This window comes from Polaromonas sp. JS666, assembly GCF_900103405.1.
Taxonomy (GTDB): Bacteria; Pseudomonadota; Gammaproteobacteria; order Burkholderiales; family Burkholderiaceae_C; genus Polaromonas.
The window spans coordinates 122,846-137,478 of record NZ_FNHX01000010.1 but is presented as its reverse complement, the minus strand read 5'-3'; the positions used below and the strand labels follow the sequence as shown (position 1 = coordinate 137,478).

At 67.3% G+C, this 14,633-nt stretch carries 12 protein-coding genes; 1 reads left to right on the top strand and 11 read right to left on the bottom strand.

Translation table 11 applies throughout. The features are described from left to right. Nucleotides 1–5: 5 nt before the first annotated feature. The 5 genes from BLQ85_RS20235 to BLQ85_RS20215 are packed head-to-tail and all read right to left on the bottom strand — an operon-like array spanning nt 6 to nt 5,292. The gene (locus BLQ85_RS20235; protein ID WP_074579718.1) at nt 6–1,358 is read right to left on the bottom strand and encodes a class-II fumarase/aspartase family protein; all 1,353 of its coding nucleotides are present in this window, start codon (nt 1,356–1,358) and stop codon (nt 6–8) included. 34 nt (nt 1,359–1,392) lie between these two features. Further along, nucleotides 1,393–2,226, bottom strand: coding sequence for an HpcH/HpaI aldolase/citrate lyase family protein (locus tag BLQ85_RS20230; RefSeq protein ID WP_074579717.1), 834 nt, complete (start codon nt 2,224–2,226; stop codon nt 1,393–1,395). After that, entirely contained in the window at nt 2,223–3,404 is a 1,182-nt protein-coding gene (locus tag BLQ85_RS20225; protein ID WP_074579716.1) for a CaiB/BaiF CoA transferase family protein, read from the bottom strand. Before BLQ85_RS20225 ends, BLQ85_RS20230 begins: the two co-directional genes overlap by 4 nt. 9 nt (nt 3,405–3,413) lie before the next feature. Then, a complete protein-coding gene (locus BLQ85_RS20220) occupies nt 3,414–4,262 on the bottom strand; it encodes an HTD2 family dehydratase (protein ID WP_074579715.1) in 849 nt (282 codons plus the stop codon). A gap of 34 nt (nt 4,263–4,296) precedes the next feature. Then, entirely contained in the window at nt 4,297–5,292 is a 996-nt protein-coding gene (locus tag BLQ85_RS20215) for a Bug family tripartite tricarboxylate transporter substrate binding protein (RefSeq protein WP_074579714.1), read from the bottom strand. Between the two features lie 85 nt (nt 5,293–5,377). Here BLQ85_RS20215 and BLQ85_RS20210 point away from each other — a divergent pair, with 85 nt between their 5' ends. Further along, a complete protein-coding gene (locus BLQ85_RS20210; protein WP_074579713.1) occupies nt 5,378–6,280 on the top strand; it encodes a LysR family transcriptional regulator in 903 nt (300 codons plus the stop codon). A gap of 44 nt (nt 6,281–6,324) precedes the next feature. On the opposite strand, the gene BLQ85_RS20205 is transcribed toward BLQ85_RS20210, so the two are convergent. From BLQ85_RS20205 to BLQ85_RS20180, 6 genes are all read right to left on the bottom strand, one after another. Next, nucleotides 6,325–7,623, bottom strand: coding sequence for a D-amino acid dehydrogenase (locus BLQ85_RS20205; RefSeq protein WP_074579711.1), 1,299 nt, complete (start codon nt 7,621–7,623; stop codon nt 6,325–6,327). Beyond that, nucleotides 7,620–9,071 carry an NAD-dependent succinate-semialdehyde dehydrogenase gene (locus tag BLQ85_RS20200; protein WP_074579709.1) on the bottom strand — a complete coding sequence of 484 codons (1,452 nt, stop codon included), beginning with the start codon at nt 9,069–9,071 and terminating at the stop codon, nt 7,620–7,622. The genes BLQ85_RS20205 and BLQ85_RS20200 overlap by 4 nt, the downstream gene beginning before the upstream one ends. 100 nt (nt 9,072–9,171) lie before the next feature. After that, entirely contained in the window at nt 9,172–11,013 is a 1,842-nt protein-coding gene (locus tag BLQ85_RS20195) for an ABC transporter ATP-binding protein (protein ID WP_074579707.1), read from the bottom strand. Beyond that, a complete protein-coding gene (locus tag BLQ85_RS20190; protein ID WP_074579705.1) occupies nt 11,013–11,882 on the bottom strand; it encodes an ABC transporter permease in 870 nt (289 codons plus the stop codon). Before BLQ85_RS20190 ends, BLQ85_RS20195 begins: the two co-directional genes overlap by 1 nt. After that, on the bottom strand, nt 11,879–12,835 hold the full coding sequence (locus BLQ85_RS20185) for an ABC transporter permease (protein ID WP_074579704.1): 957 nt from the start codon (nt 12,833–12,835) through the stop codon (nt 11,879–11,881). The genes BLQ85_RS20190 and BLQ85_RS20185 overlap by 4 nt, the downstream gene beginning before the upstream one ends. Further along, nucleotides 12,832–14,457 (bottom strand): ABC transporter substrate-binding protein, encoded by a 1,626-nt coding sequence (locus tag BLQ85_RS20180; RefSeq protein WP_074579701.1) that lies wholly within the window; start codon nt 14,455–14,457, stop codon nt 12,832–12,834. Before BLQ85_RS20180 ends, BLQ85_RS20185 begins: the two co-directional genes overlap by 4 nt. Between the last annotated feature and the right edge of the window lie 176 nt (nt 14,458–14,633).

Genomic DNA, 14,633 nt, shown 5'->3' with positions numbered 1-14,633 from the left:
GGCGATCAAGAGGCCTTGATCGACGCCAGCACCCGGTCGACCATCACGCCCGCCTGGCCCAGGTTGTTCATCGGGTCGCAGAACGAGGCGAGCTGATCACGCGTCACGTGCTTGTTGATTTCCGGATGTTCGGCCAGCAGCTCGATCAGCGGCCGCTGCTGCTTGAGCGCGTCGCGGCAGATGTCATAGACCAGGTCGTGCGCGTATTCGCGGCCGATGTAGGGGCCCAGGCCCATCATGACGGCCTCCGACATCACCAGGCCGTGGGTCATGTCGATGTTGCGGCGCATCTGCGCGGCATCGACTTCCAGGCCGGCGAGGATGAACTTCGTCTGCTTGAGCGCGCCCGAGATCAGGCAGAAGATCTCGGGCATGGCCACCCATTCGATCTCCCAGGGGCCGGTGGAGCGCTCATGGTCGGCGACCATCGCGTCCATCAGCGAGGCGGCCAGCTGGCGCACCACGGAGATGTTGGCATGGATGTAGAGGCAGGAGATCGGGTTGCGCTTTTGCGGCATGGTCGACGAGGAGCCGCGGCCGGGCGCGAAAGGCTCGAACACCTCCGCAACTTCGGTCTGCATCAGCAGCTTCACGTCCATCGCGATCTTGCCGAGCGAACCCCCGACGATGCCGAGGAAGGCGCCCACTTCGGCGAAGTTGTCGCGCACGGTGTGCCAGGAAATCAAAGGCTGGCCGAGCCCGAGCTCTTTCATGAGGCCGGCCTGGGTTTCCATCGCGCCCTTTTCAAGCGAAGACAGCGTGCCCGACGCCCCGCCGAACTCACCGACCAGCACCCGCGGCTTGAGCTGCGTGAGGCGCTCGCGGTGGCGCTCTATGCCGGCGAGGATGCTGGCCATCTTGTAGCCGAAGGTGATGGGCGTGGCCTGCTGCAGGTTGCTGCGGCCTATGATGGGCGTGTCGCGGTGGGCACGCGCCAGTTTGGCGAGCGAGGCCGAGATGTCGGCGAGGTCGGCCTCGACCAGCGCGAGGCCTTCGCGGATCTGCAGCACGGCGGCCGTGTCGGTGATGTCCTGCGTGGTCGCGCCCCAGTGGCAATACTCGCCCAGGCCGTCCTTGCAATGGGCGTTGATCTGGTTGACCACGGCAATGATCGGGTAGCCGATCTGTTCGGTCTTGGCCTTGAGCTTGACCCAGTCGATCTGGCTGGGCTCGCAGTTCTTCACGATCTCTGCGGCCGCCTCTTTGGGGATGATGCCCAGGGCCCCCTGGACCTTGGCGAGCGCGCGCTCGATGTCCAGGTATTTGGCCGTGCGGTTTTCGTCCGACCAGACATGCCGCATGGCGGCATCGCTGAACATGTCGCCGAAAATTTTTGAGTCGATGATGGTTGAGGACATGGGTTCTCCGTTGGGTTGCGTATCTTGTGAAAAATCAGGGGGTGCGCGCGGCCAGGGCCATGATGCGTTCGGCTTTAAGGACGACCGGGCGGTCGACCATCTTCCCGTCGAGCTGGAGGGCGCCGCCGCCGGCCGCATGCCAGGCGGCCAGGACGCGTTGTGCCCAGGCCAGTTCCTCAGCACCGGGCCGCAGCGCGCCATGCACAGCGTCAAGCTGCGCGGGGTGTATGCACATCTTGGCGCCAAAGCCGAGGCAACGTGCCTGCGCCATGTCGGCGGCAACGCGGTCCGCGTCGATGTCGGGCGTGACGCCGGCCACGGGCGAAGGCAAGCCCGCGGCGCGAGAAGCAATGGCAAGCTGGATCGCGGCGTGCTGCAGCGCCGGGCTGTCGGCGGGAATGTCGAGGTCGGCCATGTAGTCGAGCGAGCCGAAGGCCAGGCGCGCGACGCCCGGTGCGGTGGCAAGGTCCAGGGCGGCAAGCAGGCCACGCGCTGTTTCGACCAGCGGCAATGCGGTGGCGCCCGCATCGAGCGGGGCAAGAACGTCGGCAAGCTGCCGCCTGCTTTCGCATTTCGGAAGCATGACGCAGGCGGCTCGCACCTGCCGCAGGAGCCGCAGGTCTTCCGCATACCAGCCGGTGCTCGCGTCGTTGATACGGATCAACACTTTACCGCGAATCTCTTCGCTGGCGGAGGACATCCACGCCGCGATGGCTTCGCGCGCGGCAGCCTTGTCGGAGGGCGGGACCGCGTCTTCCAGGTCGATGATGACGCGGTCCGCCCCCGAGGCCAGCGCTTTCGCGAAACGCTCGGGCCGGTGGCCCGGCACAAACAGGTAGCTCAGTGGAGCGGCCGGCGATGAGCTCATACCGCGCCTTCCGCGCGCAATTGGGCAAGCTGTTCGGCGCCGTAGCCGAAGTGGTTCAGGATCGCCTCGGTGTGCTGGCCCAGCGCGGGCACGGCGTCCATGCGCGGCGCGCTGTGCTGCCAGGAGCCGGGCGGCAACAGGGCGGGCACGGCACCCGCCGGTGTGTCGACCTCACGCCAGCGGGCCCGGGCCTGCAGCTGCGGGTGCTCCCACAGCTCGTTCATGGTGTTGACCTGCGCGTTGGCGATGCCGGCCGCCTCCAGCCGCTCCACGACCTGCGCGGCAGTCAAGGTGCTGAAGGCTTCAACAATGAGCGACGAGAGCGCTTCGCGGGCGGCGCTGCGCTGTGCATTGCCGGCAAACCGCGGATCGCTGGCGAGCGCGGGCTGCAGCAGCACCTTCTCGCAAAAGCCCTTCCACTCGCGTTCGTTCTGCAGGCCCATCATCACGGTCTTGCCGTCACCGGCCAGGAAGGGGCCGTAGGGGTAGATGGTCGCGTGGCTGGCGCCCGTGCGCTGGGGCGGCGCCGCGCCTTCGAAGGCGTAGTAAAGCGGGTAGCTCATCCATTCCGACAGCGACTCGAGCATGGAGATGTCGATGTGCTGGCCCTCGCCGGTCTGCTGGCGGTGCATGAGGGCGCCCAGGATGTTGGTGTACGCATACATGCCGGCGGCGATGTCGGCGATCGATGGGCCGGCCTTGGACGGCGTGTCGGGCGTGCCGGTCACCGAAACGAAACCAGCCTCGCTCTGGATCAGCAGGTCGTAGGCTTTTTTGTCGCGGTAGGGGCCGTCGCCGCCATAGCCCGAAATGTCGCACACGATGATGCCGGGCTTGCGCCTGGACAAGGCCTCGTAAGACAGGCCGAGCCGCGCGGCGGCGCCCGGCGCGAGGTTTTGCACCACCACGTCAGCCTCTTCGAGGATCAGGCGCATGAGGATCTTCTGCGCCTCCTCGTGCTTGACGTCCAGCGTCAGGCTTTCCTTGGAGCGGTTGGTCCAGACGAAGTGCGACGCCAGGCCCCGCACCCGGCTGTCGTAGCTGCGTGCGAAGTCGCCCACGCCGGGCCGTTCGATCTTGATGACGCGCGCGCCCATGTCGGCGAGCTGGCGCGTGGCAAACGGCGCGGCGATGGCGTGTTCCAGGGTGACGACGGTGATGCCCTTGAGCGGTTGCATGGCGTCTCCTCAGGCCAGCGCGGCGGTGGCATCCATCGTGAGCCAGCCCTCGTGGTCGCGCCCCCAGAGGTGCACGCTCTTGCCGTCGGCCGAAGGCTGGCCGTGGATGGAGAAGGGGTTGACGTCGAAGGTGGGCCGGACCGCCTTGAATTCAAATTTGCGCACCGTGGCGTCGGGCATGTGCCGGCGCAGCAGGTCCATGAGCAGCGTGGCGATCAGCGGGCCGTGCACGATGAGGCCGGGATAGCCCTCGACCTCGGTGACGTACTTGCGGTCGTAGTGGATGCGGTGCCCGTTGAAGGTCAGGGCCGAATAGCGGAACAGCAGCACGTCGTCGGCGGTGATGCGGCGCACCCAATCGAATTCGGTCGGTGCGGCCTGTGGCGGCGGGGCCACGTCACCTGGCGCCGGTGCCGCGCGGTAAACGATGTTGTGGTGCTCGGTCAAGGCCACACCGGTAGCGCCGTTGCGGCGAATCTCGTGGCGCACCTTCACGAACACCAGGCTACCGGTGCGGCCGCTTTTTTCCTTCACGTCGACGATGGTCGAGGTGCGCGCCAGCGCATCGCCGACGCACAGTGCTTCGTGGAACTCGAAATCGCTGCCGGCCCACATCCGGCGCGGCAGCGACACGGGCGGCAGGAAACCGCCGCGCCGCGCGTGGCCGTCCGGCCCGATCTCCGACTGCGCATGGATGGGCAGGAAATACAGCCAGTGCCAGAGGCAGGGCAGCGGCGTGCCCGGCGCGGGGCGCGTGGTGTCCGGGCGGTCCAGTGTGGCCGACAGCGCCGCGTACGGCGTGGCGGTGGCGATGTCTTGCACTGTTTCGCTGCGGCCTGTCCAGTCTTGCAGGTTCATGCACTTACCCTCCTTTCAAAAAATCTTGCGCGACTCAATCGAGTTTGATTTTTGCGGTCGACACCACGCTCTTCCAGCGTGTGACTTCCTTCTGCACCAGGGTTTTGAGCTGCGCGGGCGTGCTGGTTTCAATCTCGGCCCCCTGGTCTTCAATGAGTTTTTGTACGGTTTTCTCGGCCAATACACGGTTGATCTCCTGGTTCAGCCGGTCAACCACCGCTTTGGGGGTTTTAGCGGGGGCGAACATGGCGTACCACTGCGACATGCTGACGTTGGGAATGCCCTGCTCGGCCAGCGTCGGAACGTCGGGCAAGATGGGAGATCGCTTGTCGCCGGCGATGCCGAGCGCCTTGAGCTTGCCGCCCTTGATTTGCGGGTAGGCGGTGAACAGGCTGGGAAACATGTATTGGGTGATGCCGGAGATGGTGCTCATCACGGCAGGTGCCGATCCTTTGTGGGGAATTCCGATCACGTCCAAGCCGGCGGACAGCTTGAACAGCTCGCCCGCGATATGCGGTGCGGTTCCATTCCCCGCCGTCGCGAAGCTGAAGCCGTCGGGTTTGGCCTTGATCAGTTGCACCAGTTCTTTGGCGGTCTTGGCCGGAACTTCCGGGTTGACGACCAGCACCGTCGGAGAAGCCGCCACCATGCCGATGGGTTCGAAATCGGTGACCGGGTTGTAGCGCAGTTTTTGCAGGGCCGGGTTGATGCCGTGGGTGGCGATGTAGCCGAACATCAAGGTGTAACCGTCCGGCGTGGCGCGGGCCACGAACTCGCTGGCAATCGCGCCATTCGCGCCGGCCCGGTTGTCCACGATGACCGGTTTGCCAAGCCGGCTGCTGAGTCCCTGGGCCAGAACACGCGCCATCGCGTCGTTGGCGCCGCCGGCGGAGGTCGGCACCACGATGGTGATGGCTTTTTCAGGCCAGTTCTGGGACGTCGCCGGGCTGGTCGCCGCCATGGAGGGCGTGGCCGCCAGCGGCAGCAAGCTCAGCATCAGCGCAATCCGGACGGGGTGTTTGGGCAGCATGGATGTCTCCTGTAGATGTTCTGGTGAGCGAATCATCGATGTGCACAGGCATTCCGTGAAGTGCAACTTTTGCTAGTATTGGTGCATGGCACGCATCAATTTCGATTTGCAGCAACTCGAGGCCTTTGTGGCGGTGGCCGAGCGCGGGAGCTTTCGCGCGGCGGCCGACCACATTCACCTCTCGCCGCCGGCTTTGAGCCGGCGCATCGACAAGCTCGAGACCATCCTGGGCGCGAGGCTCTTCAAGCGCACCACGCGCGATGTCGAACTGACGGCCCTCGGCCAGGTGTTTCTTGATCGCGCGCGCGCCGCGCTGGACGACCTCGAGTCCGCGATGCTCGGCATCACCGACATCGCCGGCAGCCGAACCGGCCGGGTCACGGTGGCCTGCGTGCCTTCCGCGGCCATCCATTTCCTGCCATCGGTCGTGAGTTCGTTCTCGGAGCGCTACCCGCTGATCCGCGTGCGGGTGATCGACGAGGCCGCCGGTGCGGTGATGGCCAGCGTGGTGTCGGGCGAGTCGGACTTCGGCATCAGCTTTATGGGCAACCAGGTGCCCGGCGTGGATTTCGAGCCGATACACACCGACCCCTTTGTGGTGGCCATGCCGCGCCGCCATGCGCTCGCCGGGCGCAAGACGCTATCGTGGAAGAGCCTGGAAGCCGAGCGCCTGATCGCGGTCGCGCGCACCAGCGGCAACCGCCAGTTGCTGGACGACGCGCTGGCCAAGGCGGGCGTCAACCCGTCGTACCGGCTCGAGGTGAGCCACATCGCGACCTTGCTCGGCATGGTCGAAGCGGGACTCGGGCTTGCGGCCGTGCCGCGCCTGGCCTTGCCGAAGCGGCATCCGTCAATGGTCGGCGTCACGCTGGTCGCGCCGGCGGTCTCGCGTGTACTCGGCCTGGCCACCTTGCACGGCACGACCTTGCGCGCGCCGGCAAAGATGTTTTACGACTACCTGCATACGGCGTTGAAAGAGCATCGCTAGGGCGAGCGGCAAAGCCGGGGTGCCGGTGCAAACCAGCACGGGCTTCAGGTACTCAGCTCAGGTTCGGCCTGCGGTCCGGCCCATGGCCGTGACTCCGGCTGCGCATAACGCTGCACCGAAAGGTCGTCGGCGCGGATCTCGGGGGCGCGGCCGCTCATGACGTCGGCCAGCAGGCGGGCGGAGCCGCAGGCCATGGTCCAGCCCAGCGTGCCGTGGCCGGTGTTGAGGTACAGATTGGGCAGCGGCGTGCGGCCCACCAGCGGTGTGCCGTCCGGGGTCATGGGCCGCAGGCCGGTCCAGAAGGTGGCGTCCTCGGCATGGCCCGCGCCGGGGAACAGGTCGTTCAGGCACAGTTCCAGCGTTTCGCGCCGCCGCGGGTTCAGGCGCAGGTCAAAGCCGCGCAGCTCCGCCATGCCGCCGACGCGGATGCGGCGGTCAAAGCGCGTGATGGCAATCTTGTAGCTCTCGTCCAGCACAGTCGACACCGGCGCGCGGCCTGCGTCGGCGATGGGTACGGTGATGGAATAGCCCTTGACCGGGTAGACGGGGATCTTCAAGGCCTCGCTCAGCATGGCCGTGGAATACGAGCCCAGCGCCATCACATAAGCATCGGCTTTCAGCAGGTGGCCGCCCTGCAGCACGCCGGCCACCTGGCCGGCACAGACTTCGACGCGGTCTATCGCCTCGCCGAAAGAAAAGCGCACGCCCATGGATTGGGCCAGGTGGCCGATCCCGGTGGTAAACAGGTGGCAGTCGCCGGTCTCGTCGCCGGGCAGGCGCAGGCCGCCCACCAGCGGCCCGGTGGCGATGGCCGGCTCCGCGCGCGCCAGCTCGTCGGGCCCCAGCAGCTCATAGGGCACGCCCGCGGCGCGCAGCACGGCCACGTCCTTGCCGACGGCGTCGAGCTGCGCCAGGGTGCGGAAGACCTGCAGCGTGCCGCCTTCGCGGCCTTCATAGCGCAGGCCGGTGCCCTCGCGCAGCTGCGCGAGGCAGTCGCGGCTGTATTCGGCCAGCCGCACCATGCGCTCCTTGTTCACGGCGTAGCGCCGCGGGCTGCAGTTGCGCAGCATCTGCCACATCCAGCGCAGCTGGTCCATGCTGCCGTCCAGGCCTATGGCCAGCGGCGCATGCTTCTGGAACATCCAGCGCAGCGCCTTGAGCGGCACGCCGGGCGCGGCCCAGGGCGCCGCGTAACCCGGCGACACCTGGCCGGCATTGGCAAAACTTGTTTCCCGCGCGGGGCCGGGCTGGCGGTCGACCACGGTCACCTCATGGCCCGCCCGGGCCAGGTAGTAGGCGGTGGTGGTGCCTATCACGCCGGCGCCGAGCACCAGGACTTTCATGCGAGATTCCCTTGGCACAAGTACTTGGTGTGCAGGTATTCGTCCAGGCCCCAGTGCGAGCCTTCGCGGCCGTAGCCCGATTCCTTCACGCCGCCAAAGGGCGCGGCCTGCGCGGCGATGGCGCCTTCGTTGATGCCCACCATGCCGGTCTCCAGCGCCGAGGCCACGCGCCAGATGCGCTTGACGTCGTTCGAATAGAAGTAACCGGCCAGGCCGAAGGGGGTGTCGTTAGCCAGTGCGACGACTTCCTCTTCGGTTTCGAAACGGAAGATGGGTGCCACGGGGCCGAAGGTTTCCTCGCAGGACAAAGCCATCTCTTTGGTGGCACCGGTCAGCACCGTGGGCGCGTAGTAATTGGGCCCGGTGGCAACGTCGCTGCGCACGCGGCGCCCGCCGACGACCGCCTTGGCGCCCTTGGCCACCGCGTCGTTCACATGGCGCTCTATCTTGTCCAGCGCGCGGGCATTGATCATGGGACCGATCTCGGCCTGCGGCCAGGTCGCGGGGCCGACCCGCAACGCGCCCACGCGGGCCGCCAGCTTGTCGACAAACCGGTCGTGCACCGCCTGGTGGACGTACACGCGATTGGGGCTCACGCAGGTCTGCCCACCGTTGCGGAATTTCGCGGCCATCAGGCCTTCGACGGCCGCGTTGATGTCGGCATCTTCGAAGACGATGAAGGGCGCGTTGCCGCCAAGCTCCAGCGAGAGCTTTTTGAGCGTGGTGGCGGACTCACGCGCCAGCAGCTTGCCCACCGGTGTGCTGCCGGTGAAGCTGATCTTGCGCACCCGCCCGTCGGCCAGCCATTCGCCAACCACTTCGGGCGTGCGTTCACGCGAGGCCGCCACGACGTTCAGCACGCCGGGCGGAACGCCCGCTTCCTCGGCCAGCTTCACAAGCGCCAGCGAAGTCAGCGGCGTATCCTCGGCCGGCTTGGCGACCACGGTGCAGCCGGCCGCCAGCGCGGGCGCGATCTTGCGCGCAATCATCGCAGCCGGGAAATTCCAGGGCGTGACCACGGCCACGACGCCAACGGCTTCCCGCAGCACCATGTAGCGCTTGGATGTGACGGGCGCGGCGATGACTTCACCGTGGGCACGCACACCCTCTTCCGCGAACCATTCCACATAGCCGGCGGCATAGGCAATCTCGCCGCGAGATTCGGCCAGCGGCTTGCCCTGTTCGCGCGAGATCAGCGCGGCCAGGGGCTCGACCTCGCGCTCTATCAGCGCCTGCCACTTCTTGAGGATGAGGCAACGCTCGCGCGGCGGGCGCGCCTTCCAGGCATGCAGCGCCTCGGCCGCGGCGTCGGCGGCCAGGCGCGCGTCGGCAGCGCCGCCGTCGGCGATGGTGGCGATCAGGCTGTCGTCGGCCGGGTTGCGCACCTCGAATTGGCGGCCGTCCTGGGCCGCCTGCCAGCGGCCCCCAATGCAGTTCAGTGTTTCCATGTCAGTTCAATCGGTTCAGTTCGGATGAAAAAATTCCCGCCGCCGCCCAGGGCGGCGACCTCCATACGCACGTGGCGCTCCCTGGATCAGGTCTTGCGGATCAGGCCGTGCATTCGCGCGGCTGCGCCTGGTTTTTTTGCAGCTGCAGCAACTCATCAGCGCTGCGGTGGCAGAAGACTTCCACACCGCCCTCGAGTTCATGCCGCGGCGGCGTCTTGCTGTCGCACAGACCTGCGACACGCAAAGGACATCGGTCCAGGAAGCTGCAAATGCCCGCGCGGTCCACGGGCGCCTGCACCAGCGGCAGAGCCGCGCGCTGCGCTGCCCCGACTTCTTCCAGCCATCCCTGGCGCAGCTCCGGAACGGAATTGGCCAGCAGGTTGAAGTAGGGATGGCGCGGCGCATGCGCGAAAGCCGAGCGGGTCAGCGACTCCACCTTCTGGCCGGCATACAGCACCACAATCTCGTCGCACACGGCGCGCACGGTGTTCATGTCGTGGCTGATGAACATGTAAGACACCCCGAGCTCCTTGCGCAGCTGCGCCAGCAAGTCCAGGATGGCGGCGCCCACCACCGTGTCAAGCGCGGAGGTCACCTCATCGCACAGGATCAGGTCGGGGTCGGCGGCCAGCGCGCGCGCCAGGTTGACGCGCTGCTTCTGCCCGCCGGACAGCCCCACGGGCAGGCGCCGCGCGCAGGCCTGCGGCAGTTGCACAAGGTCGAGCAGCTGCGCGATGCGCTTGTCCAGCGCCTGGCCCTTCAGGCCGCGGTACAGCTGCAGCGGCCGCGCGAGGATCTCGGCAATGGTGTGCGAAGGATTGAGCGCCGTGTCCGCCATCTGGAACACGATCTGGATGCGGCGCAGTTCCTCGGGCGTTCGCTGCGATACCAGGCGCGGCAGCGGCTTGCCGTCAAACATGATCTGCCCGCCGGCGGGGCCTATCAGCCCGGCGACGGCGCGTGCCAGCGTGGTCTTGCCGGAGCCGGATTCACCGATGACGCCGATGGCCTGGCCGCGGTACAGGCGCAGGCTCACGTCGTCGAGCACCGGCGAAGCGGGCCGGCCGTGCTTGTCCAGCGGGCCGTAGCCGGCGACCAGGTTGCGCACCTCCAGCAGCGGCGTGGCGCCCTCGGCATGCGCCTCGCCGCTGCGCGCCTTGGGGTTGGCCGCGGCGATCAGGCTGCGCGTGTAGTCGTCCTTGGGCGTGGTGATGATCTGCTGCGTGGTGCCGATTTCACGCTCGGCGCCGTCGCGCAGCACCAGGATGCGGCCGGCCATCTGGGCCACCACCGCCAGGTCGTGGGTGACATAAACCGCCGTGGTCTTGCGTTCGCGCACCACGCGGCGGAAGGCGTGCAGCACCTCGATCTGGGTCGTGACGTCCAGCGCCGTGGTGGGCTCGTCGAAGATCACCAGGTCCGGGTCGCTCATCAGCGCCATAGCGGCCATCAGGCGCTGCAGCTGCCCGCCCGAGACCTGGTGCGGGTAGCGCTGGCCTATGGTGTCGGGCTGCGGCAGCGCCAGCTCGCGGAACAGCGTCACGGCTTTTTTCTCGGCCTCGGCGCGCGGCATCAGTGAGTGGATGCGCGCGGTCTCCACCACCTGGTCCATGATGGTGCGCGACGGGTTGAAGGATGCGGCGGCGCTCTGCGCGATGTAGGAAACGCGCCGGCCGCGCAGCTGGCGGCGTTCGGGTTCGGTGAGCGCCAGCACGTCGGTGTCCCCGATGTGCACGCTGCCTCCGGCGATGCGGCAGCCGTGCCGCGCGTAGCCCATGAGCGCCAGGCCTATGGTGGTCTTGCCGGAGCCGGACTCGCCGATCAGCGCCAGTACCTCGCCGGGCGCTATGCCAAAAGAGACGCCTTTGACGATCTCCGTCTCGCCGCCGCCGGCGGCCTGCGCCACGACGCGCAGCTCATTCACGCGGACAGTAGCGCCCATCAGTGTTTCTCCCTGTCGGCGTCGGTATGGCCCGGTAAGTTGTCGATCACGAGGTTGACCGCGATGGTCAGTACGGCGATGGCAAACGCCGGGGCGAGCACCGAGACGCCGCCCACCGGCAAGGCGCCCAGGTTCTCGCGCACCAGCGAGCCCCAGTCGGCCATGGGCGGCTGCACGCCCAGGCCCAGGAAGCTCAGGCTGGCCAGCAGGCGCAGGGCGTAGACGAAACGCAATCCCATGTCGGCCAGCAGCGGGCCGGTGATGTTGGGCAGGATTTCGCGGCGCATGATGTAGCCGTGGCCCTCGCCGCGGGCGCGGGCCACCAGCACGTAGTCCATGGCGTTGATGTTGATCGCCAGCGAGCGGATGATGCGGTAGGCACCCGGCGTGTAGACGATGGCGGCCACCGCAATGAGCAGCGTGACGGAAGAGCCGAAGCCGGCGATGATCACCAGCGCGAACATCTTGCTCGGGATGGAGACCAGGGTGTCGAGCAGCCGGCTCAGGGCCGAATCCACCCAGCCGCCCGTCACCGCGGCCAGCAGGCCCAGCACAGCGCCCACGCCGCAGGCGATCAGTGTCGCGACAAAGGCCACACCGATGGTGTAGGGCGTGCCCACGATGATGCGCGTGAGCATGTCGCGGCCCAGGTAATCGGTGCCCAGCCAGTGCTGCGCGCTCATGCCCTGGAACACGCCGGCATCGGACATCTCACCGAGCGCGCTGTCCGGCACGAAGCAGGCGTAGATCGCCACGGCCACCCAGAAGGCCAGCACGGCCAGGCCGAACTTGCCGGCGCGCGACCAGCCCGCGAGCCAGGCGCGGCGCTTCGTGGCGGCTGTCGAAGGTACAAGCGTGGCGACGTTCATTGGTGCCTCAGGCGTGGGTTGGCGACGATGCCGCACACGTCGGCGAGCATCACCAGGATCAGGTAGGCGGCGCAGAAAATCATGGCGCAGGCCTGTACCAGCGGCATGTCCCGCTGGGAGACGGCGTCCACCATGAGTTTGGCGATGCCCGGGTAATTGAAGATCACCTCGATGATGATCACACCACCCAGCAGGTAGGACAGGCTCAGCGCCACCGCGTTGGCGATGGGACCGATGGCATTGGGCAGCGCGTGAAACAGCACGGTGCGCGCGGCGCTCGCGCCTTTGAGCCGCACCATCTCAATATAGGCCGCCGCCAGTTGGTCGATGACGGCCGCGCGCGTCATGCGCAGCATCTGCGCCACGATCACGCTGCCCAGGCTGAGCACCGGCAAAGCGAAGGAGCGCAGCATCTCGCCCGGCGAGGAAATGTTGACATCGTAGGAGAGCGCGGGCAGCCATTTCAGTTGCACCGCGAACACCAGCACGGCCAGCGTGGCCACCAGGAATTCCGGCACTGACACGACGGCCACCGTCGCCATGCTGGTGAAACGGTCGAAAGCCGAGCCGCGCCGCAAGGCGCACAGGATGCCCAGGCCCAGGGCCAGCGGCACGGAAAACGCCGTCGTCACCGCGGCCAACAGCAGCGAAGCAGGCAGGCGGCTGGCGACGGCGTCACCCACCGGCATGCCGGTGACCACCGACTTGCCCGCATCGCCCCTGGCCATGCCGCCCAGCCAGTCGAAGTAGCGCAGCACCGCGCTGCGGTCCAGGCCCATCTCCTTGCGCAGCGCCGCCACCGCCTCGGGCGTGGCGTCCTGCCCCAGCTTCTCCTCGGCCGCGTCGCCGGGCAGCACGGCGGTGATGGCAAACACCACCACCGACACCGCCAGCAGCGAAGCCAGGCCGGAGACGATCCGGCCGGCAACCAGTTTCAAAATAGTGAGGTTCATGCCTCAAGCCATACGTGTTCAGCGAAGCCGTAGCCCATCATCCCGCCCAGCGGGTTGGTCTGCAAGCCCTTGAGCTTCTTGTTGTGGCCGTCCAGGCTGGAGAGGAACATCGGGATGCCGATGCCTCCGTCCTGGTTGACCAGGGTCTGCATGTCGGCGTACATCTGCGCCCGCTTGGCCGTGTCGGTTTCGGCGCGCGCGCCCACCAGCAGCTGGTCGAACTTCTCGCTCTTCCAGCCCGCTTCGTTCCAAGGCGCATCGGACTTGAAGAACAGCGTCAGGGCCAGGTCGGCCGTGGGGCGTGTGTTGACGTTGCCGAAGCCCACCGGGTGCTTCATCCAGTGCTGCGACCAGAACCCGTCGGCCGGCATGTTGCGCACATCCAGGTTCAAGCCGGCCCCGCGCGCGGCATGCTGCAGCACCAGGGCCATCTCCACCGAACTGGTGGCGGCAGGCGAGGCCACCATCGGGATGGCGGCGCTGCCCAGGTTGGCCTTCTTGAGGTGCCACTTGGCTTTCTCAGGGTCGTAGGGGCGCTGCGGCAGGCCCTTGGCGAAGAAGCGGTTGCCCGGGGCGATGGGCTGGTCGTTGGCCACCACGCCGCGGCCCAGCTGGATGGACTTGAGCATCTGCTCGCGGTTGAACAGCAGCTTCATGGCCATCACGAAGTCCGGGTTGGCGCCCGGGCCGCTGTCGCGCCGCATGATGAGGTCGGTGTACGACACACCCTTGGTCTCGAAGATGGCGGCCTTGCCGCTGCCGTTGATGCGGTCGATGGAGCGCGGGTTGACCGTGCCTATCAGGTCCAGCTCGCCGGCCAGCAGCGCGTTGACGCGCGCCGACTCGTCGGCGATGCCCACATATTCGATCTCGTCCAGGTAGGGGCGGCCGGGCTTCCAGTAGTTCTCGTTGCGCACGCCGATGGAGCGCACGCCGGGCTTGAATTCCTTGACCTTGTAGGGGCCGGTGCCTATGCCGGCGTTGAAGTCAGTCGTGCCGTCCTTGACGATGTGGAAGTGGTAGGTGGCCAGGATGGCCGGCAGGTCGGCATTGGGCGCCACCAGGCGCACGGTGACTTCATTGGGGCCGGTGGCCGCCACGTCTTCGATCTGGTCGGCCAGCACCTTGGCCTTGGAACCGGTGGCCGGGTTTTTGTGCCGCATCAGCGAGAACACCACGTCGGCCGGCGCCAGCGGCTTGCCGTCGTGGAAGGTGACGCCCTTGCGCAGCTTGAAGACCCAGGTCTTGGCGTCCTTGGTGGTGAACTCCTCGGCCAGCGAGGGCTGGGGCGCCAGGCTGCTGTCCAGCCAGGTCAGCCCGTTGTAGAAGGTGAAACCGCGGGCGTAGTCGGCCTGGTTGGCCTGCTTGGCCGGGTCCAGCGTGTCGCTCACGGAAGAAACCGCGCCCGCCACCTTGATGCGGCCGCCCTTGCGCGGCGTTGGCGTTTGCGCCTGCGCGCTCGAGGCGATCCCGGCAATACCGCCGGCCAGGGTGGCCTGCATGCCGCCGGCCGCCAGCATGGCCAGTACATCGCGCCGGTTGGCGCCGCGTTGCAACGCACCAAGAATGCGCGTGCTCTCTTCAGGGCCGATCAGGCCGTCCAGCTGCTTCTTATCTGCCATGGTGTTCTCCTGGTTTCTCGTGGTGGGGTAAAGGCATTGGAGCACCGCGCGACCGGGGATATGCCTTGATCGTACGGGGGTGCGTGGTTAAAACTGCGGTTTTGTGGATGGCCGGCGGCATGGTGTGCGGCGTCTCCCCTGGCGGCTTGCGGCCCGCACTCGCGGGTGCCGCAGGC

Coding starts and splice junctions, on each gene's coding strand:
- BLQ85_RS20205 (WP_074579711.1), bottom strand. CDS start 7,623: ATGAAAGTCCTGGTGCTCGGCGCCGGCGTGATAGGCACCACCACCGCC.
- BLQ85_RS20220 (WP_074579715.1), bottom strand. CDS start 4,262: ATGAACCTGCAAGACTGGACAGGCCGCAGCGAAACAGTGCAAGACATC.
- BLQ85_RS20200 (WP_074579709.1), bottom strand. CDS start 9,071: ATGGAAACACTGAACTGCATTGGGGGCCGCTGGCAGGCGGCCCAGGAC.
- BLQ85_RS20225 (WP_074579716.1), bottom strand. CDS start 3,404: ATGCAACCGCTCAAGGGCATCACCGTCGTCACCCTGGAACACGCCATC.
- BLQ85_RS20185 (WP_074579704.1), bottom strand. CDS start 12,835: ATGAACCTCACTATTTTGAAACTGGTTGCCGGCCGGATCGTCTCCGGC.
- BLQ85_RS20235 (WP_074579718.1), bottom strand. CDS start 1,358: ATGTCCTCAACCATCATCGACTCAAAAATTTTCGGCGACATGTTCAGC.
- BLQ85_RS20180 (WP_074579701.1), bottom strand. CDS start 14,457: ATGGCAGATAAGAAGCAGCTGGACGGCCTGATCGGCCCTGAAGAGAGC.
- BLQ85_RS20190 (WP_074579705.1), bottom strand. CDS start 11,882: ATGAACGTCGCCACGCTTGTACCTTCGACAGCCGCCACGAAGCGCCGC.
- BLQ85_RS20230 (WP_074579717.1), bottom strand. CDS start 2,226: ATGAGCTCATCGCCGGCCGCTCCACTGAGCTACCTGTTTGTGCCGGGC.
- BLQ85_RS20210 (WP_074579713.1), top strand. CDS start 5,378: ATGGCACGCATCAATTTCGATTTGCAGCAACTCGAGGCCTTTGTGGCG.
- BLQ85_RS20195 (WP_074579707.1), bottom strand. CDS start 11,013: ATGGGCGCTACTGTCCGCGTGAATGAGCTGCGCGTCGTGGCGCAGGCC.
- BLQ85_RS20215 (WP_074579714.1), bottom strand. CDS start 5,292: ATGCTGCCCAAACACCCCGTCCGGATTGCGCTGATGCTGAGCTTGCTG.